General features: G+C 55.9%; 16 protein-coding genes. 12 read left to right on the top strand and 4 right to left on the bottom strand.

The window, feature by feature from the left end:
* Nucleotides 1–11 precede the first annotated feature (11 nt).
* The 3 genes from H5P30_RS11300 (at nucleotide 12) to H5P30_RS11290 (ending at nucleotide 4270) form a co-directional block, all read left to right on the top strand.
* Entirely contained in the window at nucleotides 12–1583 is a 1572-nt protein-coding gene (locus tag H5P30_RS11300; RefSeq protein ID WP_185693051.1) for a hypothetical protein, read from the top strand.
* Nucleotides 1584–1628: 45 nt separating this feature from the next.
* Complete coding sequence (locus tag H5P30_RS11295; RefSeq protein ID WP_185693050.1) at nucleotides 1629–3122, top strand: coiled-coil domain-containing protein; 1494 nt, start codon at nucleotides 1629–1631, stop codon at nucleotides 3120–3122.
* Between the two features lie 215 nt (nucleotides 3123–3337).
* Nucleotides 3338–4270, top strand: a complete 933-nt coding sequence (locus tag H5P30_RS11290; protein WP_185693049.1) for a calcium/sodium antiporter — start codon at nucleotides 3338–3340, stop codon at nucleotides 4268–4270.
* Between the two features lie 593 nt (nucleotides 4271–4863).
* Here the strand turns inward: H5P30_RS11290 and glsA are convergent.
* Nucleotides 4864–5946: a glutaminase A gene (gene glsA / locus H5P30_RS11285; RefSeq protein WP_246459648.1), complete on the bottom strand. Its 1083-nt coding sequence runs from the start codon at nucleotides 5944–5946 to the stop codon at nucleotides 4864–4866.
* A 233-nt stretch (nucleotides 5947–6179) separates the two neighbouring features.
* Between glsA and H5P30_RS11280 the strand changes: the two genes are divergently transcribed.
* The 4 genes from H5P30_RS11280 to H5P30_RS11265 all read left to right on the top strand — a co-directional run bounded on the left by H5P30_RS11280 (nucleotide 6180) and on the right by H5P30_RS11265 (nucleotide 11959).
* Nucleotides 6180–7277, top strand: coding sequence for an efflux RND transporter periplasmic adaptor subunit (locus tag H5P30_RS11280; protein WP_185693048.1), 1098 nt, complete (start codon nucleotides 6180–6182; stop codon nucleotides 7275–7277).
* Complete coding sequence (locus H5P30_RS11275) at nucleotides 7277–10426, top strand: efflux RND transporter permease subunit (RefSeq protein ID WP_185693047.1); 3150 nt, start codon at nucleotides 7277–7279, stop codon at nucleotides 10424–10426. Before H5P30_RS11280 ends, H5P30_RS11275 begins: the two co-directional genes overlap by 1 nt.
* A 313-nt stretch (nucleotides 10427–10739) precedes the next feature.
* The gene (locus tag H5P30_RS11270) at nucleotides 10740–11417 is read left to right on the top strand and encodes an ArsR/SmtB family transcription factor (protein WP_185693046.1); all 678 of its coding nucleotides are present in this window, start codon (nucleotides 10740–10742) and stop codon (nucleotides 11415–11417) included.
* Nucleotides 11418–11476: 59 nt separating this feature from the next.
* A complete protein-coding gene (locus tag H5P30_RS11265) occupies nucleotides 11477–11959 on the top strand; it encodes a thioredoxin family protein (protein ID WP_185693045.1) in 483 nt (160 codons plus the stop codon).
* Between the two features lie 164 nt (nucleotides 11960–12123).
* Here the strand turns inward: H5P30_RS11265 and H5P30_RS11260 are convergent, their stop codons facing one another.
* Nucleotides 12124–12663, bottom strand: coding sequence for a hypothetical protein (locus H5P30_RS11260; protein WP_185693044.1), 540 nt, complete (start codon nucleotides 12661–12663; stop codon nucleotides 12124–12126).
* Nucleotides 12664–12719: 56 nt separating this feature from the next.
* Nucleotides 12720–13049: a nuclear transport factor 2 family protein gene (locus H5P30_RS11255; protein ID WP_185693043.1), complete on the bottom strand. Its 330-nt coding sequence runs from the start codon at nucleotides 13047–13049 to the stop codon at nucleotides 12720–12722.
* Between the two features lie 168 nt (nucleotides 13050–13217).
* On the opposite strand from H5P30_RS11255, the gene H5P30_RS11250 reads away from it, so the two are divergent.
* The gene (locus tag H5P30_RS11250) at nucleotides 13218–14759 is read left to right on the top strand and encodes a YifB family Mg chelatase-like AAA ATPase (RefSeq protein ID WP_185693042.1); all 1542 of its coding nucleotides are present in this window, start codon (nucleotides 13218–13220) and stop codon (nucleotides 14757–14759) included.
* Nucleotides 14760–15417: 658 nt separating this feature from the next.
* Nucleotides 15418–16755, top strand: coding sequence for a DNA recombination protein RmuC (locus H5P30_RS11245; protein WP_185693041.1), 1338 nt, complete (start codon nucleotides 15418–15420; stop codon nucleotides 16753–16755).
* Nucleotides 16756–18231: 1476 nt separating this feature from the next.
* Here the strand turns inward: H5P30_RS11245 and H5P30_RS11240 are convergent.
* Nucleotides 18232–18744 carry a prepilin-type N-terminal cleavage/methylation domain-containing protein gene (locus H5P30_RS11240; RefSeq protein ID WP_185693040.1) on the bottom strand — a complete coding sequence of 171 codons (513 nt, stop codon included), beginning with the start codon at nucleotides 18742–18744 and terminating at the stop codon, nucleotides 18232–18234.
* A 140-nt stretch (nucleotides 18745–18884) separates the two neighbouring features.
* Between H5P30_RS11240 and H5P30_RS11235 the strand changes: the two genes are divergently transcribed.
* The 3 genes from H5P30_RS11235 (at nucleotide 18885) to secA (ending at nucleotide 25548) form a co-directional block, all read left to right on the top strand.
* Nucleotides 18885–21380, top strand: coding sequence for a DEAD/DEAH box helicase (locus H5P30_RS11235; protein WP_185693039.1), 2496 nt, complete (start codon nucleotides 18885–18887; stop codon nucleotides 21378–21380).
* Between the two features lie 170 nt (nucleotides 21381–21550).
* Nucleotides 21551–22489, top strand: coding sequence for a UDP-glucuronic acid decarboxylase family protein (locus H5P30_RS11230; protein ID WP_185693038.1), 939 nt, complete (start codon nucleotides 21551–21553; stop codon nucleotides 22487–22489).
* A gap of 29 nt (nucleotides 22490–22518) precedes the next feature.
* Nucleotides 22519–25548 (top strand): preprotein translocase subunit SecA, encoded by a 3030-nt coding sequence (gene secA / locus H5P30_RS11225; protein WP_185693037.1) that lies wholly within the window; start codon nucleotides 22519–22521, stop codon nucleotides 25546–25548.
* Nucleotide 25549 lies beyond the last annotated feature (1 nt).

Raw genomic sequence — 25549 nt, 5'->3', positions numbered from 1 at the left:
CCCATTCTCCAATGCGGTTCACCCGGATAATTGTATGGATCCTTCTCGCCCTGGTGATGGGTGCGGCTGGATTTATGATTCCCGCCTACTTTCGGGCGGTCGATGTCTCCGTGGTGAAAATCGCTGCCCGCGAAGGTCCGAGTCGGGCAAGAATGGCGGAGTCCTATATCGTTGGAGGCAATCCAGCGGCGGCGAGCTTCCTTCTGGGAAACTGGAATCCAAATGTCACTTTCGATAACGAGATTTTCCCTCTCTGGGGACAGTTGCAGCCCGGAGGGCGCGATTTCGGTCCGGCGGTAAAGCCTCTCCTCTCTTCTCGTAAGCGAACAGAGGCTCTGAAAATCCTACAGACATCCGATCTGGAGGGGGTCCGCCGACTCGTTCCAGAAATCTCCGTCGAACCGAGCCGGGAATCCTCCCCCCGTGAACGGCTGGTCCTCCTCCCCTCGCGTATCGGGGGAATCTTGACGGGATTCCTCGCGGAAGAGCGCAATTTTCAGCCGGCCTTTCTCGGTGGACTCGTCTCTTGGGCCACCTCCCCCAATCCTCTCGGGCAAGCTCGCTGGGATCGCTTTGGATCCGAACTTTCGGTCTGGGGAGCAATCAGCCCCTTTGGAGCCCTGGGCCAGTATTTGGAGTCTTTTGAGGATCCGGCCGACTTCCTCGCAATGGCTCGTCGCGGTGCGGAACCTTCCGGTTCACGATCGACTCTCATTCGCTGGGGGCTTTCCGGAGCGTCACCGAAAGATATTTTGACCTACCTGGAATCGTATCCGGAACGGGGTAACGAGGACTTGGCCAGCGCCTTCGACGAAGGCCCCGGCGCCCTTCGATTTCTTTTGCAGTCCGAGCTTCCGATCCAAAAGAATTCTTTTCTGCCAGCTTCCTATGAACTTCCCGGTTTCCGCCAACCGATGCAGTTCGCCTATAGCTGGCCGAGAACAGCCCTAACCGTGCGGGTTTTGCTTTTTCTCGGAGGATTTTTCTGCTTGGTGAAAGCTCTCGCCAACCTCCTCCCCAACCCGGGGGACCGGGATCTCAGAGAGCCTCGTCCGTTTCAGAACGTTCTGCGGAAAGGCATTCTAGCCTCGATTTTGACGGCCAGCCTCCTTTTCCTCCTCGAACCATCTCTCCTTCGCCAGCCCGGTCAGGCGAGAACTTCCGAACTTTCCTCGATCAACTTAGCTTCGATTACGAATCCTTCCACCGCCAATACCATGATGAACTCGATCACTATCGACTCGGTCACCCTTCTCATTCTTTCGATCTTCCTGGTTCTCCAGTTGGGCCTCTACGTCTTCTGCCTCGTCAAGCTCTCCGAAATCCGGCGTCAAAGGATCTCCGAAGAGACGAAGATCCGGCTTCTGGAAAACGAGGAAAATCTTTTCGACAGCGGACTTTACCTGGGACTGGGCGGAACCGTCGCCTCCCTCATCCTCCTCGCTCTTGGAGTTGTCGAAGCCAGCTTGATGTCAGCCTATGCCTCCACGCTCTTCGGCATCCTTTTCGTCTCCTTTTTTAAGATTTTTCATCTCCGCCCCCTCAAACGGCGGCTAATCCTCGCTGCGAATCAGCCCGGTTGATTCTTTCCGATCCCGCGCCGCCATTCGTAAACGACCGCAACTGCCATGAACCGGAGTCTTCTCCTCATCGTCTGTGACTTTCTGCTCTTGAGCCTTCTGGCTCTGGCCAATTTCGAGCAGACCGGCGATCCGGTGACTTCCGAGAAAGAGGTCGTGGCCGTAGAGGTGTCCGACGAACCCGCTCAGGACGAGGCGATGATGAATCTCCTCGCCTCCGCCTTGGAAGCGGAACAGTCCTCCCAATCCGATCTTCAAGAGCAGCTCGCTCAAGCTCAAGCGGAGCTCTCCACCCTCGAATCCAGTCGCGACGAATTGAGCGAAAACCTGGAGGAAAAGGAAAAGATGATTGCCGAGCGGGAGAGACTTCTTGCCGAACGGGAAGAACTCCTCGCCGAAGCTCGAAAGGAAGCCCAGCGGGTTGCTGCCGAGAAAGCGTCAGCCGAAAAGCGCGCCGCTGCGATCCAAGCGGAACGAGACCAGCTCGAGGCGGAGCGGCAGGCAAAAGCAGCCGAAACAGAGAAATTGGCGGCGACCGTCAACGAACTTGCGAATCGGGCAGACACGAGTGCCGAGGAACTGGAAAGGCGCACGGCACAACTCGCCAATCTCGAAGCACAACTCGCCTCTCGCTCCCGTGCGCTGGAAGAGGCGGAGCGGCAACGGGCTCAAGTCGAGACCGAACGACGCCGTCTCGCCAATGAGGTCGCCACCGCCGAGCGGGAAAAACAGCTCCTCTCCTCTACCCTCGATTCCGCACGCCAGACGATCAACGTCGAACGTCAGGAAAAGGAACAGCTACGACAACAAACCGAATCGCTTACGCAAGGCGTGAGTCGCCTGGCAGAAGCCTCCTCGGAGATTACCGAAGAGGTTAAAAACCTCCGTCCCAAAACGGCAAACGAGATCTACCAAACGGTGAACGCCAATCGGGTGCAGTTGCAATTCGAGGGAGCCCGCTCTGGACTCTTCGGCGAGAAACCTTTTTCGGAAACCGTGGACACCGTCGTTACCGAGATCGACGGTCGTTACTTCCTCTGGGTGCATCTTTCCCAAACCCCATTCGCCGATGCCGACCGGCGCAAGTTCCTCAATTCCCTGGATGTCTATTTCCAAGTCGGTGATTCGCGGTTCCGCATCCCGCAGATGGGAATCCTCCAGCAAAATCGATCCCTTCTATTCCTCCCGCTCTCCCAAGAAATTGTTTCGAGGATCGGCGTAGACTCCTTTGCCAACAGCGAACAGCCTTTCCGCTTTGAGGATTTGGTCGTCATCGATCTTCCCGATTCCCGCTACGGAGAAACCGGGTTCCGGATCAACACGGGAAAGCCCGACCATATTGAAGTCGATAACCGAATCTTCAGCGCTCTCTTTGGTGAGTTCTCGCCGGGAGCGGGAGATTTTGCCTTCACCAAGGCGGGTGCCTTTCTGGGAATCGTCACCCGTGGCGGTGAAGCTTGGATGGCCGAACCGGTAAAAACCGGGGGCAAACTCAATTTCGGAGAGAAGTTTACCCGCGCTCAACTGAATGCCCTCCCGTAGGAGGATCTTCGTCGTCAGATGGCCTGAAGCGGTGGCCATGCGACATCACGAAACTTCATTGGCAGATTCGCTTTTCTCGAGACGACGAGAGCCTCCGGGCCAGGATTGCCGGACATCGGTCAAATCCATCACCCCTTGCCCCTCCCCCGAATCCAGCTTGCGGATTCAATGAGTTTCGAACCTAATCTGTCCTTCGCAGCTTTGCAGCTCATTTTATGATCTCGATTCTCGTTGGCATTCTCCTTCTCTATCTCGGGGCTGAAAGCCTCGTCCGCGGGAGCTCTCAACTCGCTGCCAAATTCGGCATCCCTCCCCTGATTGTGGGTCTCACCATCGTCGCCTTTGGAACGAGTGCCCCCGAGTTGACGGTGAGTCTCTCTGCCGCCTTCAACGGGGCCAACGGTGTATCCGTCGGGAACGTGGTCGGTTCCAATATCTTTAACATCGCCGTAATCCTCGGAATTACCGCCCTGATCCGGCCTCCGAATGTTCAAATCAACATCATCCGCCGGGAGATCCCCTTTCTCATCTTCGTCACTCTGATCGGCTCTTTCCTCATTCTCCACGGATCCGTATCCAGACTGGCTGGCCTAACCCTCTTTCTGGGCCTCTGTGCCTATACAGTTTATTGCATCCGCGAGGCGCGCAAGGAATCCTCCGAGAACTCTGCAGACCCCTCCCCGGTGAAAACCTATCCCACTTGGTTGTGCGGACTCCTCATCATCCTTGGACTGGGCGTTCTCGTCTTCGGCTCTCACCTCTTTGTGGAAGGGGCGGTTTCCCTCGCCAGGCGATTCGGAGTCTCGGAGGCGATCATCGGCCTAACGATCGTCGCCGCTGGAACCAGTTTACCCGAACTGGCCACCAGCGTCCTCGCCGCTCTCAAAAAAGAATCCGATGTCGCAATTGGCAACATCATCGGATCCTGCATCTTCAATATCCTCTGTATCCTCGGACTAACGGCGAGCATCCTCCCCATCGAAGTCACGGATATCGGAAGACTCGACGTAGCCCTGATGCTCGGGCTCAGTATCGTCCTCCTCCCATTCGCCTTTAGCCAACGGAAGATCTCCCGACTCGAAGGCGCGTGCTTTCTCGCTGCGTACGGGATCTATCTCTATTGCCTCTGGCCGACCTCAGTGGGGTGATTGAATACTGCTTGGAGCCTGCTCCGTCGCGGGAAGAGAAACTAGCGAGAGCATCTTGCTCTCGATTTGCGTCAGAAAGGAGAGAGCTGGAAGCTCTCACTACTTTGGCTTGGTTGCCTGAGTAGACCTATTGCAGTGGGGAAGAGAAAGTAGCGAGAGCATCTTGCTCTCGATTCGCGTCGGAAGGGAGAGAGCTAGAAGCTCTCGCTACTTTGGCTGGGTTGCCTGGGTAGAACTCTTGCGGTGGGTGAAGAGAAAGTAGCGAGAGCATCTTGCTCTCGATTTGCGTCGGAAGGGAGAGAGCTGGAAGCTCTCACTACTTTGCTGGGTTGCCTGAGTAGGACTTTTGCGGTGGGAAGAGAAAGTAGCGAGAGCATCTTGCTCTCGATTCGCGTCGGAAGAGAGAGAGAGCTGGAAGCTCTCACTACTTTGGTGAGTCTGCCTGAGTAGGACTTTTGCGGTGGGTAAAGAGAAGGTAGCGAGAGCATCTTGCTCTCGATTTGCGTCAGAAAGGAGAGAGCTGGAAGCTCTCCCTACTTTGCTGCGCCGCTTTTTTTTAATTTTAGCTAGGGAAGCGGTCTTGCCCTTACGGCCTATTCTTTCTCCGGATTCGCTCCAAAAACTCCCACACCCAATTCGCCTGCGATGTAACGAATGGCCTTCATCGCTTTGACCGAATTTCCCGAAGCGTTGACCCGCGGGGAGAAGGCGGCGATTGACATCTCGCCGGGAACCACAGCCACGATTCCGCCTCCGACTCCCGTCTTGGCCGGAATTCCGGCCGTGTACATCCATTCTCCCGATTCATCGTAAAACCCGGCGATCGCCATCAGTGCCAAAAGTTCGGGGACATGGTCGGCATCAAGAACTTCCTCCTGCGTTGCCGGATTGGTTCCTCCATTGGCCAATGTCGCTCCCATCATTCCGAGATCCAGAGCGCTGACTCCGACCGAACATTCGCGGGTGTAGACCCGCAAAGCTTCTTCAGGTTCGCAGTAGAGACGACCATAGTTGAAAAGCAGATTGGCGATCGCCCGGTTACTCCAGCAATTCTCGTATTCAGATTGGTAAACCTCTTCGAGCACGGTGAGATCATCCCCCGCAAACGCTTCCAAGTTGTCCATGATCTTCTCCCACCGCTCGTCTTCGTTCTCGGCAGGCACCATACTGACCACGGCAATGGCTCCGGCGTTGACCATCGGGTTCACCGAGCGCTCTTCATGCACCTCGAGGGCCAGCTTCGAGTTAAAGGGAAGCCCGGTCGGCTCGACGCCGATGTCCTCCTGGACCTTCTCTGGGCCGTGCTCCTGCATCACCAGAGCCGCAGTGAAAGGCTTCGCCACCGACTGAATCGAAAACTGGTAATCGACATCCCCAACTGTGAAGACCTCTCCCTCTTTCGTGGTAATGACAATGCCAAATAGATCGCTCGGTACCGTCGCGAGAATAGGAATGTAGTCCGCATTCGCCCCCTCATCGAGGTCCTTATAGCGATCATACGCGGATTCGATGACGGATTGCAGTTTCTCGGCGCTCAGACCCTCGGCTTTCGATTCCGTGGACTCAACGGTTTCTGCCCATCCTTGGTGAGAAAATCCGAGGACCAGCAGCAAAGCTACCCCTGAAAATCTTGAGAAAGAAATGAAGTGAGAAAAGTTCAGTTTCGATCGCATCATAGACGAAGCGAATCAGGAGATCTTCCGAAGAGCAAAAAAGAATGACGCGTTCGTTACCGCGAAGACGGTTGATGTTGGGCAGAAACACCGATCCAAGTCGGTTCGACTCCCACCTCCTTCGATCGTCTGGATCACCATGATGAACCATTGCTTCTACGAATCGGTTGACTTTTGCTCGGAATCCAACTCCCTCAGAAATTCGCTCTCTTCTTCTCCTCTGCAGACTTTTTCGTATGCTGATTTCTCTCTTTCGCTCAGCTTTTCTCGCTCTCGGCGGGGCATCCCTATTGGTTTCTCCCCTCCTTTCTCAATCGGCAACCCCAGTAGCGGTGGCAGAGGTCAACCGATCCAGCATTTCTCCCTCCTATCGATTCACCGGGAGCATCACGGTTCGGCGACAAGCATTGCTTTCTCCCCGCATTCCCGGATTAGTCGAGACTGCCGACCTCGAAGCCGGCGACCGGGTCGAGGCGGGCGATATCGTCGTGGAACTCGACCCAACCCTGGCAGAAATCGAATTGGGACTGCGCGAATCCGATCTGTCGTTGTCGCAAGCCGAGCAGGCAGAGGCCCAACGTTTGGTCGATGAGGCGAATCGTCTGGGAGATTCCGGATTTCCCCGATCCGATCGCCTTGCCCGGGAGACCGACTTGGAACAATCGAAGTTGGCCGTAATTCGGGCGGAGGCCGAGGTGCAAGCGCAGGAGGAACGGATTCAGCGCCATCACGTGATCGCCCCATTTCCGGGCATCATCGCCCGCAAACTAACGGAGATCGGCGAATGGGTGGAAACCGGCACTCCGGTAGTTGAACTCGTCGGGGATAGAGATTTTCGACTCGAGGTGCGAGTGCCACAGGAACGCATCCGCGAAGCTTTGCAAACGGAGTCCGTTGAGATTCTTCTCCCCGGTCTCCCGGAAGCCGAGGTCTTCGGCCATGTGGAGGCACTCGGACCCCTGGTCGAACCGGGAACGCGGACGTTCCTGGTCCGCATCGTCGTCGATGATCCCCCATCAATCCTCAAGCCGGGAATGTCGGCTGTGGCCGTGTTCCGCCCGAGTTCGGACGATTCGGTCCTTCTCCTCCCCCGCGATGCGATCATCCGCACGGAAGAGGGCGAGACCCGTGTCTGGCAGATTCGAGAATCCGGAGAATCCATGACAGTGGAAGCGACAGTGGTCGAGCTCGGGGCTCCCCGAGGAAAGAACATGATCGTCGAATCTGGAATCGAATCGGGTGCCCGAGTCGTTGTCCGTGGCAACGAAGCATTGCGACAAGGGCAGAGCGTCAGAATTGTTGATGCCTCCGATTCCGACACCCATGAAGACTGATGTTTGACTGGTGCATCAAACACGGCGTACAAGTTGCCGTCTTCACGCTGCTGATCTGCGTTCTCGGGATCGCCGCCGCTTTGCGGATTCCCGTGCAGATGATACCGGATCTCGAGGTGCGCACGATCTCCGTCGTCACTGAGTGGCCGGGAGCGACGCCTCAGGATGTGGAGCAGGAGATCCTGATCCAGCAGGAAGACTATCTGAGCACCGTGACAGGCGTGAGTCGGATGATCTCGAACGCGTCGACCGGAGAAGCCTCGATTGAGTTGGAATTCCCCTCCTCCGTCGATGTCAACGACGCCCTCATACGAGTGATCAACGCGCTGAGCCAAGTTCCCTCCTATCCCGAGAACGTCGACGAACCGAGGGTCTATGCTTCCTCGTTTTCGGAAAATGCCTTCATGTATTACGGAGTTTATGACACCTCGGGCTCAAGAACGCCAGAGGAGGTCCTTCAACTTCGTGATTTTATCGATAATCGCGTTCGCCCCCGCATGGAAAGGGTTCCGGGCGTTTCCCAGGTTTCGGTGAGCGGAGCCCCCGAGCGTCAGATCCAGATCAGGATCGACCTCGCTCGACTTTCCTCGGCGGGTCTGACTTTGGAGGATGTCCGCTCGGCCCTTCGTGACCGGAACAACGACATCTCGGCTGGTGACATTGATGAGGGGAAACGGCGCTACCTGGTGCGAACGGTGGGTCGTTCGGAGGATCCAACCGATCTCGCGAAAACCGTTCTCAAGCGCGAAGGAGACGCCGTCACCACCTTGGGAGATGTCGCTACGATTCGACTGGGTCTCTACGAAGCACGCGGGCGGTCCTATCAGGATGGCCGCCCGACCATCCGACTCAGTGTTTCCCGCGAAGTGGGTTCCAATGTGATCGAGATCAAAGAGGCGATGACCGAGGCGGTAGAGAGTATCAATCAACAAGTCTTGGCCCCTGTAGATCTGGAGTTGATCAAAACGACCGACGATGTCCGATACGTCGAGGCGTCAGTCGCCAACGTCTGGCGAAACCTGATTGTCGGAGCGATCGCGGCAACCGTGGTTCTGTTTCTCTTCCTGCGCTCTTTCTCAGCCACCGCCATCTGCGTCATCGGGATTCCGGCTTGTACCATCGCTGCCTTCATCGGGCTTCTTGCCGCGGGGAGAACCATTAATGTCATTTCACTTGCCGGTGTCGCCTTCGCCATCGGAATGACTCTCGACAATGCGATTGTGGTGCTGGAGTCCATCGAAAAACAGAGGCGTGCCGGGCACAACCCTCTCGAATCTGCCCTCCGGGGAGTGCGGGAGGTATGGAGTTCCGTTCTCGCATCGACGATGACCACCGTGATTGTCTTCGCGCCGGTTTGGCTCATCGAGGAGGAAGCTGGGCAACTTTTCTCCGACATATCCATCGCAATTTCCGCCTCAATCATCGCTTCCATGCTGGTAGCGATCTCAGTGATTCCGACCGCAAGTGTGCATCTAAAGAAATTGGGGGTCGGCACCAAGAACAAGAACTCAAAGGGAGTCTACCGCTACTTTACCGTCATGGTTCGTCGGCTGAGTTACTCGCGAGGCTGGGCAGCCGGAGGAATCGGGATCGTGGCAATCGTCAGCGGCTCGATTCTCTATTGGCTGACTCCCCCTGCGGAGTATCTTCCCGAAGGGGAAGAGGCAAAAATCTTCGCCCGCGTCATCGCTCCACCTGGCTATAATCTGGAGACGATGGATGCCTTGGCTCAAGAGGTCCACGATCAGTTTCTTCCCTATTTGAAATCGAACTCGAATCCCGGCGACCGTCCGGATGAATCGATCCCCGAAATCGAATGGTTCCTTGTCAATGTCAGTGGTGAGTCTCTTTTCATCATTGGAGAGACGGTCGACCCGGCACGGATCGACGATCTGAGTGAGGCCCTATCCGATTTCTTTAAAGATTATCCCGGTATCCGGAATTTCAATTCGCGGGGATCAATCATCAGCAGCAACGACGGTGGATCACGAAGTGTAAATCTCGATATATCCGGTCCCGGATTGGCCGAAATCTACGCGGTCGCGGAAGCAGCCTATCGCAGAGCGCAAGAAATTTTTGAAGGCCCCGAAGTCAATTCGGAGCCCTCTGCCCTTACCCTTCAGCAGCCGATGGTTGAGGTCATTCCGGACTGGGAACACATCGCTGAGTTAGGTTTCTCCAATGAGGCTTTCGGATACTCCGTTGCCGCCCTCACTGATGGAGCGTTCGTCGATGAATTCATCCTCGATGGAGAACGGATCGATGTCTTCCTCTCGGGACAGGGGCGTGAGGCGGAGTCGCTCGATGAACTTAGCGGCATGCCGCTTTACGCTCCGGTCGGTGGAGTCACGACGGTCGGCGCAGTCGCCGATTTGGTTGAACGGGTCGATACCGCCTCGATCCGGCGGCTCAATGGCGATCGCACCGTTACGCTCAACATAATTCCTCCGCCCGATGTTGCACTCGAGACCGCAGTCAATCGCGTTCAGTCAGATCTCGTCGAGGCGCTACGCGAGGAAGGCATTGTGCCGGAAGGAGTCACCATCGACGTCACGGGGGCTGGAGACCAATTGCAGGAAACCCGTGAATCGTTGACCGGGAATTTTCTCATCGCGCTCATCCTTTCCTATCTTTTGCTAACCGCCGTATTCTCTCACTGGGGTTATCCCCTCATCATCCTCGCTACGGTCCCAATCGGGATCGCCGGAGGAATTGGAGGACTCTGGATCCTCAATTTGGCGGGAACTGGCTTGTCCTGGTTCGGATTCGGTTCGATATATCAGCCATTCGACATGATCACCATGCTCGGGTTCCTCATCCTTCTTGGGACCGTAGTGAATAATCCGATTCTTATCGTCACCCGTACCATTGATGCGCTGAAGGAAGGAGCGGATCTTTCCGCCGCCATTGAAGACGCCACCCTCTCGCGTTTGCGTCCAATCCTAATGTCGACGACGACCACGGTGGTCGGGATTCTCCCGTTGGTTCTCTTTCCCGGAGCCGGAACCGAGCTCTATCGGGGTGTAGGCGCAATTGTTCTCTTCGGATTGCTCTTCTCGACCGTGGTCACTCTCGTATTCCTCCCCTCCTTGCTACATCTTCTACTCACTTTGGTCCAGAAGATTACGGGACGGCCCGCTGGCGGATAAAGGTGTGCCCGGTCGTTCGGCGAGGAAATCCCGAGGAGAGCGATGAGCCTTCACGGGACAGGTGAACGGCTTCATGCGCGCTATCTCCACAATGAGCCTTTCGGAGGTGCCACAAGTCAAACGGCCAAGGGATTGAGGTTGTCCTAGCGAAGTTACTCCTTTTCGGGTGAGAACCATCACCGCGTTCCGGAAGGGGTCGAACGCGAATCGACTCCGTCAATTCGGTATAAAAGCCGCAATAAAGCGGAATTTAAAAAATGGGAAATTCAAATAATCGTTTGATTATTAAAATATAGTCCCTAGTACTTAGATCATGTCTCGCCTCCATCACCGCCAAACGGCTCAACTTTGTCAGGCTCTGGCCAGCCCGCCCCGTCTTCACCTCCTCAATCTCCTGGCGCAATGCCCTTGGACGGTGGGAGAACTCGCTTCCGAGACAGGCGGATCTATCGCCAGTGTCAGCGCTCACTTGAAGCCACTTCGGACATCAGGGCTGATCGAAAGCGAGAAAGTCGGGAGGGAGGTTTTTTGCCAAGTAAAAGCACCCGAGGTCTTCGAACTCCTCTCAACCGCATCGCGGGTGGCAGAAACTCTCGATCCCTCGCTCCGGGAAGCTGGCCGTATCGCCGATGAGGATCCCTACCTCTATCGCGAGACGGACATGGATCGATTGATTCGGGATGTCCGGGATGCACAAATCCACCTTCTCGATTTTCGAACCGAGAGAGAGTTCCACCATGGGCACGTGCCGGGAGCCCAGTCATTACCGTTTACCCAACTTTCCAAAAATTCCATCGACCGCTTTGACCCGCAAAGGCCGGCTGTCGGATACTGTCGGGGCCCTTGGTGCGCAAAGGCGCTAGAGAGCGTCGAAACCCTCAACGACTTCGGCCTACCGACGCAACGCCTGAGATTGGGCGTCCTGGAATGGCGGGCCAGCGTTGGTGATTTAACTCCGGGAGACTCGTACCCGGATCCTTCCCTTTCCTAAAACCTCACACCCGCTGACGCATCGGCAACAGTCGGATTCAATTCAACCCATCTCCTCTCATGAAAGAACGCATCGCTCAACCCACCTCGAAAAAGAAACGGCTTCCTCTGTTTCTTCTCGTCATCCTGCCAACGATTGCCGCTGCCACTTGGCTCATTGCCGATCGTATTCAATCTGAACATACAGCTGCCAACGACCCCGATCCCATTGCCTGGGAAACCGGTCTTGCCAGCGCTATCGAAAAAGCAAACTCCGAAGATCAGCGAGTTCTCGTACGCGTTTCGGCCGATTGGTGCCCACCCTGCAATCTCATGGACATCAAGGTCTGGCCCGACGATGAAGTAAAAGCGGTATTGCGGGAAAATTACATTCCCGTTGAACTCGACGTCGATGTTCCCGAAAACGGCCCGATTCTCGAAAGCTTCGGCATCCGTGGCATCCCCACCCTTATCGTCCTCGACGCCAACGGCCAAGAACTGAAAAGGGCTCACTACCTAAACCGGTCGCAAACCATCGACTTCCTCGAAACTTCGGAGAGCTGAGACGGTTCCAACGATTGACTGTCTCGTCGTAAATGCATCGAGCTCAGTCGTTGGCAGGAACCGAACTTTGAGAGGTTGTGGCATTATGCAACGTTTCGGGACTTAGTGGACGATTCATGCCGCGAAATCGCACGACTGCATTCGACGAGCTCATGCCAGAAAAGTCATGCGCTAACGGAAGACGGACGGTTACGATTCTTCTTCCGCGGCATGAACAAAAAGCAAAACAGGAGTCCTACGCCCGCATTGACCGCCAAACTAAATCCGACTTTCTCCTGATCGTAGACAAGAAATGCGGGGAGGAAGGTAAGACTGATTGCAAAAATCATCATTTGGGATCGCGGATAAATGATCGTGCGGATGGTCCGCCAGAAAACCTCAGCCCGCATTTCGCCGGGCGGTGGCAAGACGGGTCGCAGCGTTTCCAGCCAAATCGCAAAAATGGGGCTAATTCCCAAAACCCATTGCGTCCACTCTCGCAGAGACGCCCCAAAGGAATCATCCCCTTTCACTCCCCAGAACCATTGGGGCAGAGAGTTCACGACGAACACGAAGAGAAGTAGGAAGAAAAGCCAAGGACGTCCCAACTGCCGCTCTTTAAAGAGATAGGTGCCGAGAACGACCATCCCCGCCAACGAGGCGACAACAGCTGGAAGTCCCCACAGTATTCGTGTGGCAAGATTGATGAAGAACTGCAAATCCACAGGAAAGAGTCGTCTTCAGGGGGCTTCAGTTAGCGAGGCATGCCTCCTGAACCCGTCTAATCCGATTGAGGCATGATGCCGTAAGAGCGAATCTCGGCAATCTTCCCTTTGGCGATCGTGTACGAGTCGCAGTAGAAAACCCCATTTTCTTTCTGTTCGGATCCCTCCACCACGATTTGCGAAACACTCACGGTCGTATGGGTATTGTGAAATTCCGGGCACCCTGCTTCCGCCATTTCCTCGCAAAATTGAAGCAAATCCTCCAGCCCGGTGATGGTCTTCTCTCCAACGATGTTCCATTCAACCTCCGGCGAGATAAAATCGACCATGGTTTCAACATTTCCTTCGGAGAAGGATTCGCAGGCTCGAACGAGTTTCTTGTTCATAAAGGGGAAACTATAGCATGGAGAGGCTCCTCGGTGCCAATGCTCGATTTCTGTCGGGATTCTTGGAGTTGGACATCGAATAGACGGCTGAAGTCATCTCCGACCAAATCTTTCGAGGGTTGATCTTTCCGCGTGACAGTTGCTCCTTCTTTGGGCTGACTAGTGATCATGCTAGCAGTAGTTCAGTCTGGGGCGCTTTCGGGAATTGATGGGCTGCCCGTCCAAGTCGAGGTCAACACCGGCGAAGTTGGGGACCCGAAGCTCGTGCTAGTCGGCCTTCCGGATGCCGCCGTTAAAGAATCACAGGACCGGGTCACCTCCGCCCTGGCCAACAGCGGCTTCGACATTCCCCGGACCCGGACGACGATCAATCTGGCTCCGGGGCACCTCCGGAAAGAGGGGCCGATTTTCGATCTGCCCATCGCCCTGGGCATCCTTTCGGCGACCAGCCAATTGCGAACCGACATCATGGAGCGGTTTCTCATCGCCGGAGAGCTGAGGCTATCCGGACGGACCTGCCCGATTCGCGGAGGCCTATCTCTCGCCATTCTCGCGCGCAACGAGGGCAAAGACGGAATCCTTCTCCCACGCAAGACCGCCCAGGAAGCCGCTTTGGTCGCGGACATCCCGGTCTACCCCGTCGACTCTCTCGAGCAAGCTGCCTCCTTTCTCGACGGGCGGATCCAGATCGAGCCCGCCCGTCCCGAACAAAGTCCTTTTACACAGCGACGCCCCACAGGCGAGAGCGTTGATTTTTCAGAGATCAAGGGTCAGCAGGCGCTCCGACGAGCAGTTGAAATCGCGGTGGCAGGAGGACACAATCTTTTGATTATCGGCCCTCCAGGCTCCGGGAAGTCTATGATCGCCAAGCGGATTCCAACTATCATGCCGGAGCCGACACTCGAGGAATATTTGGAAATTCTCCGAATTCATTCGGCAGCGGGAATCACCCGCAACGAAAATTCCGGGCAGTGGTTCGAGCGGCCTTTCCGCTCTCCGCACCACACAATCAGTGACGTCGGGCTCCTTGGCGGAGGTTCTATTCCGGGACCTGGGGAGATCTCTCTCGCCCACAACGGTGTTCTCTTTCTCGACGAGTTACCCGAATTCCGCCGCTCGACGCTGGAGGTCCTGCGCCAACCTCTCGAGGACGGTCAGGTGACGATTTCCCGTAGCGCCGGAAAGATCACCCTGCCCTCCTCCATCATGCTGGTAGCGGCAATGAATCCCACGCCGGATGGATACACCGGAGCCGAAGGCCGTGAGTCCCGCAGCACCCCGGCTCAGATTCAACGCTATCGGTCCAAAATCAGCGGACCGCTCCTGGACCGAATCGATATCCACGTTGAAGCCCCGGCTCTCTCCATCGACGAACTGCGGACCGAAAAAGAAGGGGAAAAATCGGCAACCATCCGGGAGCGCATCGTCGAAGCACGAGGACTCCAACTGGATCGCTTCCAAGGCACCCGGGCGACAGCGAATGCTCTAATGTCTCATCGGCAGATTCGCGAATATTGCCGTCTCGACAAGAGCCTCGGTGACCTCCTGCAAAACGCCATGGAGGAGCTCTCGCTCTCGGCCCGCGCCTATGACCGAATTCTCAAAGTGTCGCGCACCATTGCCGATCTCGCAAAGTCGGAGAAAATCGAAGGAAATCATCTTCTCGAGGCGATCCAATACCGCAGTCTCGACCGGAATCTGTTCTATTGAATGGAGGCCATTGACGGATTGCTGGCCTTCGGCATCGACCTTCGAGAGGTCGTGACAACGCGGCAAATTTCCGGACCTCGGTTTCGATTCCATGCGCGGAAATCGCACGACTGAAGTCATGCGAGAACGAAAGCCGTTCCCGATTGACTTTAGTCATTCGGTCGAACTGGCCTTCGGCATCGACCTGCGAGAGGTCGTGACAACGCGGCAGATTTCCGGATCTCGGTTTCGATTCCATGCGCGGAAATCGCACGGCTAAAGTCATGCGAGAACGAAAGCCGTTCCCGATTGACTTTAGTCATTCGGCCGAACTGGCCATCGGCGTCGACCTTCGAGAGGTCGTGACAACGCGGCAGATTTCCAGACCTCGGTTTCGATTCCATGCGCGGAAATCGCACGACTGAAGTCATGCGAGAACGAAAGCCGTTCCCGATTGACTTTAGTCATTCGGTCGAACTGGCCTTCGGCATCGACCTGCGAGAGGTCGTGACAACGCGGCAGATTTCCGGACCTCGGATTTCGATTCAATGCACAGCAATCGCACGACTGCATTCGACAAGCTCATGCCGGAAAAGTCATGCGAGAACGGGATTTCCTCCAGATTTCGATGAATCCGGTATCGCCGACAGCCGGGGATTGATTTTGACTCACTTTCTTCATGGACCCGATTTACGTGATACTGCTCCTTCTCGTGATGGCCGGATTGGCGATCGCTCTCTTTTTTGTCGGAAAGTCTTCCTCCGCGAACGCGACGGATCCGGACTCCGAGGAGGAATTGGCCCGCTGGAAAGAAGAAGCGGTGCGCAAACAGACCCAACTGGAAGACCGGGAACAGCGGCTCGCCGAGCTGGAAAAACAGCGGGAGCGGGATCAGAGTCGAATCTTGGCCCTGAGTGAAAACCTTTCTTCCATGGAGGCTGATCTGGAAAATTCACGCTCCCGGCTCGATGAATACAAGGCCCAGCGGGAAGAGGAAGCGGTGAGGCTGACGAAGGAGTTTGAGAATCTCTCCAATCGAATCCTCGACCAAAATTCGAAAAAAGTCACCGCTCTCCAAGAGGAAAAGATCGGACTCATCCTCAAACCGGTTAGCGAGAAGCTGGTCGATTTCCAGAAGTCGGTCCTCGAACTCAAGGAGCAAGGCATCAGCCACCAGACCGAGTTCAAAACCCAGCTGGAAAACCTCCGCCAGACCAGTGTCAGCATGAGCGAGGAGGCTCGCAACCTGACCCGCGCCCTCCAGGGGCAGAAAACTCAGGGGATGTGGGGTGAATTTATTTTAGAGAAAGTGCTCGAAACCTCCGGCCTGCAAAAGGGGGAAGAATATCGCGTTCAGGAGAGTCATACTCAGGACGGCCGACGCCTACAACCGGATGTCATTGTCTATCTCCCCGAAGAGAAACACATCATCATTGATGCCAAGGTATCGTTGACCGCCTACCTTCGGGTGACCGAAGCGGCAACCGACGGCGAGCGGAAAGCTGCCCTCAAAGACCACCTCGCCTCCCTGCGATCGCACATTGATGGACTTTCGGGCAAACGCTACGACGCCATCGAAGGTCTGAGCTCACCGGAAATCGTCCTTCTTTTTATTCCGATCGAGCCAGCCTTTATCGAAGCTCTGCGGGAGGATTCCTCCCTCTTTGACTACGCATTTTCGAAAAAGGTGGTTCTCGTCACCCCAACAACCCTCCTCGCCACCTTGAAGACAGTCGCCTCTATCTGGCGCCAGGAAAAACAAAACCGCAACGCGCTGGAGATCGCCCGTCTCGGGGGAGAACTCTACGACAAGTTTGTCGGGTTCACCAACGATCTGGATGAAGTAGGCCAACGCCTCGACCAAGCTCGCAACGCCCATGAAAAGGCCGTGAACAAGTTGGTCTCCGGTCGTGGAAACGCCGTCCGCACCATCGAGCGTATGCGTGACCTTGGACTCAAAACCAAGAAGGAACTCGATTCAGATCGGATTGATAAGTCGCTGGAGTCCGAAGAGTAAGGTCTTCAGCAGAACAGCCGAAAACCAGTTACGGCCTCGCCGGGATGTTTCGGATCTCAGGGGAACGTTTCCCGCCGTAGGAGTCGCACTACTAAAGTCATGCGAGAACGAAAACCGTTCCCGATTGACTTCAGTCATTCGGCGAACCCGCCCTCGGCGACCGAGACTCGGGAGATTACCGCCATTCTTATTGCTTCGAGACGATTCACGAGGGTTCTTGTTGCATGGGGACCAGAGCTGACACCAACCAGAAGAGCAGGAACTTCACTGGCAATCGCAGCCATCTTGAGAGGACACCCCGGAGAGATTGAGTGAGCGCGGTGCTTTAGCCCGCGATTGCGATTTGCTATGGCGCATTTCTCGGACTGAGCCTACTGGGAAGACCTTCCGTGATCGCGAGACCGCGCCGCTAAAGCTGAGCGGCTACTTTTCGTAGGGGAGTAGCTTCAGCTGCCCCCATCGCGTCTGCTCGGTCGGAACCTTGGAGGGCCTTTCGTAAACGCGGGACCGCGCAGCTAAAGCTGAGCGGCTACTTTTCGTAGGGGAGTAGCTTCAGCTGCCCCATCACGTCTGTTCGGTCGGAACCCTGAAGGGCCTTTCGTAACCGCGGGACCGCACAGCTAAAGCTGAGCGGCTACTTTTCGTAGGGGAGTAGCTTCAGCTGCCCCATCACGTCTGTTCGGTCGGAACCTTGGAGGGCCTTTCGTAACCGCGGGACCGCACAGCTAAAGCTGAGCGGCTACTTTTCGTAGGGGAGTAGCTTCAGCTGCCCCCATCGCGTCTGTTCGGTCGGAACACTGAAGGGCCTTTCGTAACCGCTAGACCGCACAGCTAAAGCTGAGCGGCTACTTTTTGTTGGTCGAAGCTTTAAGCCTGCGTGCGTGCGCAGAAGAACGCTCCGAAAACGCAGACTGAAGCACTGCGCTCCGGGAAAGGCCGTGTAAAATGAGATCATTTCGTGACGAAACTTCTGCACTTGTCGTGCCTCTCGCTTGGAGACGCCCCCTCTACACAGAGATGCTGAGCTCAGTTACCTGCGATCCGGGGAGGTTGCGGCCTCGCCGCGATGTTTCGGATCTCTGGGGAACGTTTCCCGACGTGGGAGTCGCACGACTAAAGTCATCCGAGAACAAAAATCGTTCCCGATTGACTTTAGTCATTCGGCATACTTGCCCACGGCGACCGAGATCCGAGAGGTTGCGGCCTCGCAATAAGGTTTCGGTTCTCTAGGGAACGTTTCCTGCCCCAGGAGTCGCACGACTGAAGTCACGCGAGAACGCTCTATACACAAAAGCGCCCCACCAACGTGGTGGGGCGCTTGAGCACAAAACAAACTAAACTGAAACGATGAACAACTCGGTTAAAAGTTGGTTTCATAGGGTAAGACCCGTGGAGACGGGATTTCGTTCAAATAAACTCAGATTAATGAGGGGTATTCGGAATTTTTATGGGAAAACCTGGCGATTTTACTTTCTTCTAACGGATCAGCGGCCCGATTTCTTCATCCTCTCCCAATAAACGTCCCGAAAACGGGTGATTCTGGAAGATCGAGCGGTCTCCATTGCGAATTACTTCGAAATAAAGGGGTTCCGCGGACCCGTCCCGTCCAAATTGGACCGCAAAAAATGGTTCTCTGCGCAATTCCCCCAGTCCTCTTCCTAAGGACGCGCCCCCCACACGCCGGATACTCTCTACCCCGTTGAGGGAGGTTGTTTCGATCTGATTTCCAGTTTCGGCGTCCTCGAGGATCATGAGTTGCTCCTCCGGGTCGAACCGCAGGCGAATCCTTCGATTTTCGGTCTCGGCGAGAAAATGAGCCCGACGAAAGGACTCCTCCATCGACTGCTTCCAGCCGCGGCGCCCAAAGGAATCGGCAACATTTCCCCAATCCATGAGAAGGAATCCGCTCAAGAGACCGATGAGAGCGATCACGAGGAGAATCTCGATGAGGGTAAATCCTCCCTTTGCTGGATGCGGTTTCCTCTGCACAGTCCTCTTCTAGGTGAATTCCCCTGAAAAGGAAATCCCTTTCCGCGCTGATTTCGAGGCCGCAACCTCCTACGAAACGGCTTCAATTTTGGTGAATCCCACTTGCCAAACCGAGAGTTCGCCCCCACCCTCTAAAAGCGATGAGCGGATCGATTCAAGGCCGGCAGTTTGAGTTTCCGGCTTCCGCGTCGAGGGTGTCCTCGGAAGACCACCTCCTCATTCCGGATATCTGGCAACAGGACGCCATCCGGTTTTTACAATCGGGGTCGGATGTCGTCGTCGATGCTCCGACCGGTGCTGGCAAGACGTTTGTCTTTGAGCAATTGGTCCAGAAGGGCGCGATTCGGAAGGCGGTTTACACCGTTCCCACCCGGGCCTTGGCCAACGATAAGTTAATGGAGTGGCGGACGCGTGGGTGGAATGTCGGGATCGCCACAGGAGACCTCGCCGACAATCTCGCCGCCCCGGTGGTCGTAGCGACTCTCGAGACCCAGCGACACGCTTTGCTCCGTGGCGAAGGACCGGAGCTGCTGGTCATCGACGAATATCAAATGCTCAACGACCCTCTCCGAGGGCTTCACTACGAGTTGGCGATCGCCAGCGCTCCTCCCGAAACGCAGCTCCTCCTCCTGAGCGGAAGCACGTCGAACCCTGGTCTGATTGCCGATTGGCTCCGGCGCCTCGGCCGCAAGGTGGAGCTCGTACAGTGTGCCGAACGTCCCGTTCCTCAGGAGGAGGTAAATCTCGATGCCCTGCGGCAAAAAGTTCCCCAAGGGGTGCGTGGATACTGGCCCCGTCGCATCGCCAAGGCCCTCGCGGCTGGACTCGGCCCGATTCTCATTTTCGCCCCCCAGCGCCAAGTCGCGGAGGAAATCGCCAAACGTCTTGCCGTAACGCTTCCTCCTTGTGAACCCCTCGAGTTGACTTCCGAGCAAAATTCTCTGGTTCGGGGCCCTTTCCGCAAACTTCTCTCTCGGCGAATCGCTTACCACCACAGCGGTTTGGACTACGCGCTGAGGGCCGGAATCATCGAGCCACTGGCCAAGCTGGGGCAGCTCCGGGTGATTGTGGCGACCACTGGTCTCGCCGCCGGAATCAATTTTTCCATGCGCTCGGTGCTGGTCACTGAAACCCACTATCGCTTCGGGGAGGAAGTTCGACGTATTCGTTCGGATGAACTTCTGCAAATGTTTGGCCGCGCAGGCCGTCGGGGAATCGACCCAGTCGGCTATATTCTCACCGGCGCGGACAAACCCCGCCTGCGCGATGGCCGCAGCGTCGATCTCGCCCCCAATCGGAGGATCGATTGGCAGGCTTGCTTAACGACCCTGCAGGCCAGTTCCGCGATGGGGATCGACCCCCGCCGGGAATTGGAGGATTTGAACCGACGTTTTCTCAGCGCCGGTAAACTGAATCTCGGGCTCAGGGAAGAACTCCCTCTGCGCTTCGGCCATCCAAAGGAGCAACTTACCTCAGGAGGTGCCACTCGGCGGGTGGAAATGAAAAACCTGGACGGCGAATGGGAGCGGCTGGGCAAGAAACGCCAGATCGCTCTCGGAGAAGCGTATTTCTTCAACGGCCGCAAGTGGATCCCCGCCATTTCCTCTCCAGAGGTTCTCAAAGCCGTCCGCTTCGGCACCCTCTGTCGGATCCCTCAAAGCCAACCTTTGAAATACGGGCGGATGATGGTCGTGGCTCTGTTTCCCCGCGAAGAGGGACATCGTAATCTCGACTTGACCAAGAGCTTCCGGAAATTGTTGCAAAAGGATTGGGCAGAGCATCAGGACTATCCGAAACCGGCGTCACACTGCCCTCTCGATGTTCTGGAATCCACATACCTCCCCCGTATGGCGAGAATGACCAGTGGCGGAGTGCCAATCCGCTGGGAAGAGCATCGAGACGAGGTGCGCGTTTATCTCGACTATTCCGAAGCGGTAGCCTTCTGCCGGATCGATTCCTCTCAGCGCGCCCTGATCAATCCGCCGATGGAAGAAAAGCTAGTCGACGACCAGCCCGACATGAAGATGGCGCTCGGAGGGAAGATGGATGACAAGCCCCGGCGCCCCGCCCGGAACTGGCTCGATCTCGGCCTGATCGACTCCCGCTTCCGTCCGACTCGGCGAGGAGTCATTTTCAGCTTTTTCAGCCAAGGAGAGGGCCTCGCAATCGCCGCCGGGCTCGAGGATCCCTCCTTTGAAATTTCCGAGCTCATCTTCCAACTCGCGAACTTGCGGGCCGGACATCGGTTTGAAGAATTGCCTCATGCCAATGGGCGCCTGGGAGATCTGAGTCGACTGCTCTACGGGTGGCGCACGATTCCGGGATACCTCAAACGGGGGGTTCCCACCGAGTATGGTGAAGGGGCCGCGGAGGTGGTCGCCGCCATCGTTCTCGACCATCGCAAGGCCCATGAGTTTGAAACGGACCAAGTGCGGGCTGGGGACATGCAGCGGGCTGTTCTCGAGTGGAGGGCGATTCTGCGCCAAATTGTCCACTCTCCCGACTTTGCCTGGGATCGGTGGATTGAACTGAGGGACGAAGCCTGGCGACACCTGCAAAAGACCCCTCCCTCCACCAATCTCGACTCCCTACCCCCGATCCCGATCCACCAGATGCGTCGTTTGGAGTTTCGCTGAGGAAACTAAAACGAACTGCAGTAGGGCCCGATTGTCGAAAGAGTCCGTCTCGGAAAACATTGTCTGATCCGGAGAATTAGGGGCTGGGGCAAATTCGCGAGCGAATCGACGGTATATGGGTTGAAAACAAAGCCAAAAACCGCTTTGATAGAGTTTTTTACGATTTAAATATGAGAGTTCTCGTTACTGGAGGAGCCGGATTTCTCGGCAGTCATTTGTGTGAACGGCTGCTAGAGCGCGGCGATGAAGTAATCTGCTTGGATAACTATTTCACAGGCAGAAAGCGCAATATCGGTCACCTCCGGAGCCATCCTCTCTTCGAGATGGTGCGCCACGATGTTGTCGACCCGTTTAAGTTTGAGGTTGATCGGATTTTCAATCTCGCCTGTCCAGCCTCGCCGGTCCACTACCAGCACAACCCGATCAAGACCGTTAAAACATCGGTCATGGGAGCGATCAATTCGCTGGGTCTGGCCAAACGGGTCAATGCGCGGATTTTTCAGGCTTCGACCTCGGAAGTTTACGGCGACCCAACGGTCCATCCGCAACCGGAAAGCTATCGTGGGAACGTCAACCCGATCGGTCCCCGCGCCTGTTACGATGAGGGCAAGCGCTGCGCCGAGACCCTGTTCTTTGACTACCACCGTCAGAACGGCGTCGAAATCCGCGTCGTACGGATTTTCAACACCTACGGACCTCGGATGCTCCCGAACGACGGTCGGGTGGTCTCCAACTTCATTGTCCAAGCTCTACAGGGCCAAGACATCACCATTTACGGTGACGGACAACAGACTCGTTCTTTCTGCTACGTAGACGACCTGATCGAAGGATTCCTCCGCCTGATGGATCAGGACGAGATCACCGGGCCGGTCAACATCGGCAATCCCAATGAGTTTACCATTCGGGAACTGGCGGAACTGGTTATCGAATTGACCGGATGCCAGTCGAAATTGATCCAGCAACCCCTTCCCGCCGACGACCCGATGCAACGCCAGCCGATCATCGATGTCGCCCGTGAGAAATTGGGCTGGGAGCCCAAAGTTCAACTTCGCGAAGGTCTGGAAAAGACTATCGCCTACTTCCGGGACCTTCTTTCCGAAGAGTCCTAAGGAAGCGATCCAATCAAAAAAACCTTTTTATGATTTCACTCGTATTCAAATCATTGGCGGGTCGCCATTATCGAAAATTTAGAAGAAAGAGCCAGGTCCTCATCAACCGGATCAACTCTCTGGAGACCGAATATCAGTCGCTCACCGACGAGCAACTGCAGGCCAAGACCGCAGAACTAAAACAACGCCACCAGGACGGTGAATCCTTGGACGACCTCCTTCCCGAAGCCTTTGCGACGGTGAAGAATGGCGCCCGGCGCCTCTGTGGGAATGTTGTCGATGTGTGCGGCCACGAGCAGAAATGGGAAATGGTCCATTTCGATGTCCAGCTGATGGGCGGCATTGCCATGCACCGCGGCTACATCTGCGAAATGGCCACGGGGGAAGGAAAGACGCTCACCGCTACCCTCCCCCTCTACCTGAACGCCATCAGCGGCAAGAATTGTCAGCTGGCTACCGTCAATGATTACCTCGCCCGTCGTGACTCCGAGTGGATGGGGCATCTCTACAACTTCCTCGGCCTCACCTGCGGATGCCTCCAAAACGGGATGGACCCGACGACCCGTCGCGCAGCTTACGGCAGCGATATTACCTACGGAACCGCTTCCGAGTTTGGATTCGATTATCTCCGCGACAATGGCATGGCCACCCGCAAAGAGGATCAGGTCCAGCGGGAACACTTCTTCTGCATTATCGATGAAGCGGACTCCATTCTCATCGATGAGGCCCGTACTCCGTTGATCATTTCAGGTCCTTCGCAGGAAGACCGACAAATGCCCTTCAACGAGCTCAAACCCGGAATTCAGCAGCTCGCCCGCGCCCAACAACGACTCTGCAATGAGCTCGTCTCGGACGCAAAGAAGCGGATCGATGCCGGAGACACCTCCGATGAAACCATTTCCAAGCTTTTCCTCGTCCACGAAGGTGCGCCGAAGAACAAGCAGTTCATGCGCTTGATGGAAAATCCGGCTATTCGTAAGCGTTTCGAGAAGTTCGATCTCGAAATGAACAACGACATGAACAAGACCCGCCGGTATCACCTGAAGGAGGAGTTGTTCTTCGTTATCGACGAGAAACAACACCAAGCGGATCTGACCGAAAAAGGACGCAACCTTCTTCACCCGGATGAACCGGATGCCTTTGTCCTGCCCGACCTGCCCATGATGTTCATGGAGATCGAGGCGAATAAGGAACTCGACGACAATGGTAAGCGCGAGGCCAAGGAGGCTGCGCAGAAGAAGTTTGAGAAAGCCAGCGAAGAGATGCACTGCATCAGTCAACTTTTGCGGGCCTATTGTCTTTACGAAAAGGATACTGAGTACGTCGTTCAAGACGGAAAGGTAATGATCGTTGACGAGAACACCGGACGTTTGATGGCTGGCCGTCGTTGGAGCGATGGGCTTCACGCCGCTGTCGAGGCGAAAGAAGGAGTGAAGATTGAGAAGGAAACGAAGACCTACGCTTCGGTTACCCTCCAGAACTACTTCCGTCTCTACAACAAGTTGAGCGGCATGACGGGGACGGCCGAGACCGAAGCCAGTGAGTTTCACGAAATCTATCGGGCCGACGTCATGGTCATCCCGACTCACCTCCCCTGCCAGCGCAGCGACATCAACGACGTCGTCTACAAGTCGCGGCGCGCCAAATACAATGCGGTCATCAAGGAAGTCGAAGCCGCGCACAAGAAGGGACAGCCGGTCCTCGTGGGAACGGCCTCGGTGGAAGCTTCCGAAGTTCTCAGCCGGATGCTCAAGAGAGCAGCGATCCCGCACAGCGTGTTGAATGCGAAATTCCACGAACAAGAAGCGGAGATCGTCTCTCAGGCAGGGCGTCCCGGCGCCGTAACCATCGCCACAAACATGGCGGGTCGCGGTACGGACATCAAGCTCGGCGAAGGGGTAAAGGAGAAAGGCGGCCTCTATGTGATCGGCACCGAACGGCACGAATCGCGCCGGATCGACCGCCAGCTCCGTGGACGTTGCGCCCGTCAGGGAGATCCCGGCTCCAGCAAGTTCTTTGTTTCGCTGGAGGATGACCTCATGCGATTGTTCGCCAATCAAGGTCCTCTCTCCCGCATTCTGGAGAAGTCTCTCAGCGATGAAGAAGAACTTTCCCACTCGACCCTTAACTGGTCGATTGAGAATGCCCAGAAAAAGATCGAGCAACGCAACTACTCGATCCGGAAACGCCGACTCCAGTTCGACGATGTTCTCAACCACCAGCGCGAGATCATTTACGAACTGCGCAATGGTGCGATCCATTCCGACAATCCCTCCGAGATCGCCTTCGAGATGGTCGAGGAAGAGATTGTCGAGCGCCTCGACACCGTCGTCACCCCTGAGAGCAGCAAAGGAGATGCGGACGCAGGTGAAGCAGAGACCTTTATCAATTGGGTCAATTACCACTTCCCCGTCGGGCTCAAATCCGAGGAATTGGATTTCAGCAACACCGACGAACTCGGTAAAGAGATTGTCCGTCGCATCCGGGAAGCATTTGAGCAGCGTGCCGGCCTCGAAGGTGAAGACGAACTCAAGCGTCTGGCACGTTACGTGGTCATCCGCTCGATCGACCGTCTCTGGCAAGATCACTTGACCGAGATGGAAGAATTGAACCGGAGCGTCAGCCTTCGGAGCTATGGGCAAAAGGACCCGCTCAACGAGTACAAGAGTGAAGCCTTCGTCTACTTCCAAGAGATGATGGAAAATCTCCGCAACGAGATTTGTACCGGCCTATTCCGAACCGCAACCAACATGCAGGCCTTCCAGCAAATGCTGGCACGGCTCCAGAAAACGGCCACCGTGCAAGGTCCCTCCGATACTGACGAGTCCACTTTGGCGCAAGCAGCCCGGGCAGCCCAGGCCGGGCAACCAAGACCTACTGCTCGGAAAGCAGCTCCGGCTCTTCCTAAGGTCACGATCCGTCGCGAGATCCCGAAGATCGGCCGGAACGAAACCGTGAAAATCCGTAAGAACGGGGAAGAGCGGGAAATGAAGTTCAAGAAAGCCGAACCCCTCCTCGAGCACGAGGGCTGGGAACTCGTTCAGGAAGCCAAACGATAAG

Origin of the sequence: Puniceicoccus vermicola (assembly GCF_014230055.1) — a bacterium.
GTDB lineage: Bacteria > Verrucomicrobiota > Verrucomicrobiia > Opitutales > Puniceicoccaceae > Puniceicoccus > Puniceicoccus vermicola.
The sequence above is the reverse complement of the archived record's forward strand: the minus strand, read 5'-3'. Positions and strand labels throughout refer to the sequence as shown.

Coding starts and splice junctions, on each gene's coding strand:
- H5P30_RS11300 (WP_185693051.1), top strand. CDS start 12: ATGCGGTTCACCCGGATAATTGTATGGATCCTTCTCGCCCTGGTGATG.
- H5P30_RS11295 (WP_185693050.1), top strand. CDS start 1,629: ATGAACCGGAGTCTTCTCCTCATCGTCTGTGACTTTCTGCTCTTGAGC.
- H5P30_RS11290 (WP_185693049.1), top strand. CDS start 3,338: ATGATCTCGATTCTCGTTGGCATTCTCCTTCTCTATCTCGGGGCTGAA.
- glsA (WP_246459648.1), bottom strand. CDS start 5,946: ATGATGCGATCGAAACTGAACTTTTCTCACTTCATTTCTTTCTCAAGA.
- H5P30_RS11280 (WP_185693048.1), top strand. CDS start 6,180: ATGCTGATTTCTCTCTTTCGCTCAGCTTTTCTCGCTCTCGGCGGGGCA.
- H5P30_RS11275 (WP_185693047.1), top strand. CDS start 7,277: ATGTTTGACTGGTGCATCAAACACGGCGTACAAGTTGCCGTCTTCACG.
- H5P30_RS11270 (WP_185693046.1), top strand. CDS start 10,740: ATGTCTCGCCTCCATCACCGCCAAACGGCTCAACTTTGTCAGGCTCTG.
- H5P30_RS11265 (WP_185693045.1), top strand. CDS start 11,477: ATGAAAGAACGCATCGCTCAACCCACCTCGAAAAAGAAACGGCTTCCT.
- H5P30_RS11255 (WP_185693043.1), bottom strand. CDS start 13,049: ATGAACAAGAAACTCGTTCGAGCCTGCGAATCCTTCTCCGAAGGAAAT.
- H5P30_RS11250 (WP_185693042.1), top strand. CDS start 13,218: ATGCTAGCAGTAGTTCAGTCTGGGGCGCTTTCGGGAATTGATGGGCTG.
- H5P30_RS11245 (WP_185693041.1), top strand. CDS start 15,418: ATGGACCCGATTTACGTGATACTGCTCCTTCTCGTGATGGCCGGATTG.
- H5P30_RS11235 (WP_185693039.1), top strand. CDS start 18,885: ATGAGCGGATCGATTCAAGGCCGGCAGTTTGAGTTTCCGGCTTCCGCG.
- H5P30_RS11230 (WP_185693038.1), top strand. CDS start 21,551: ATGAGAGTTCTCGTTACTGGAGGAGCCGGATTTCTCGGCAGTCATTTG.
- secA (WP_185693037.1), top strand. CDS start 22,519: ATGATTTCACTCGTATTCAAATCATTGGCGGGTCGCCATTATCGAAAA.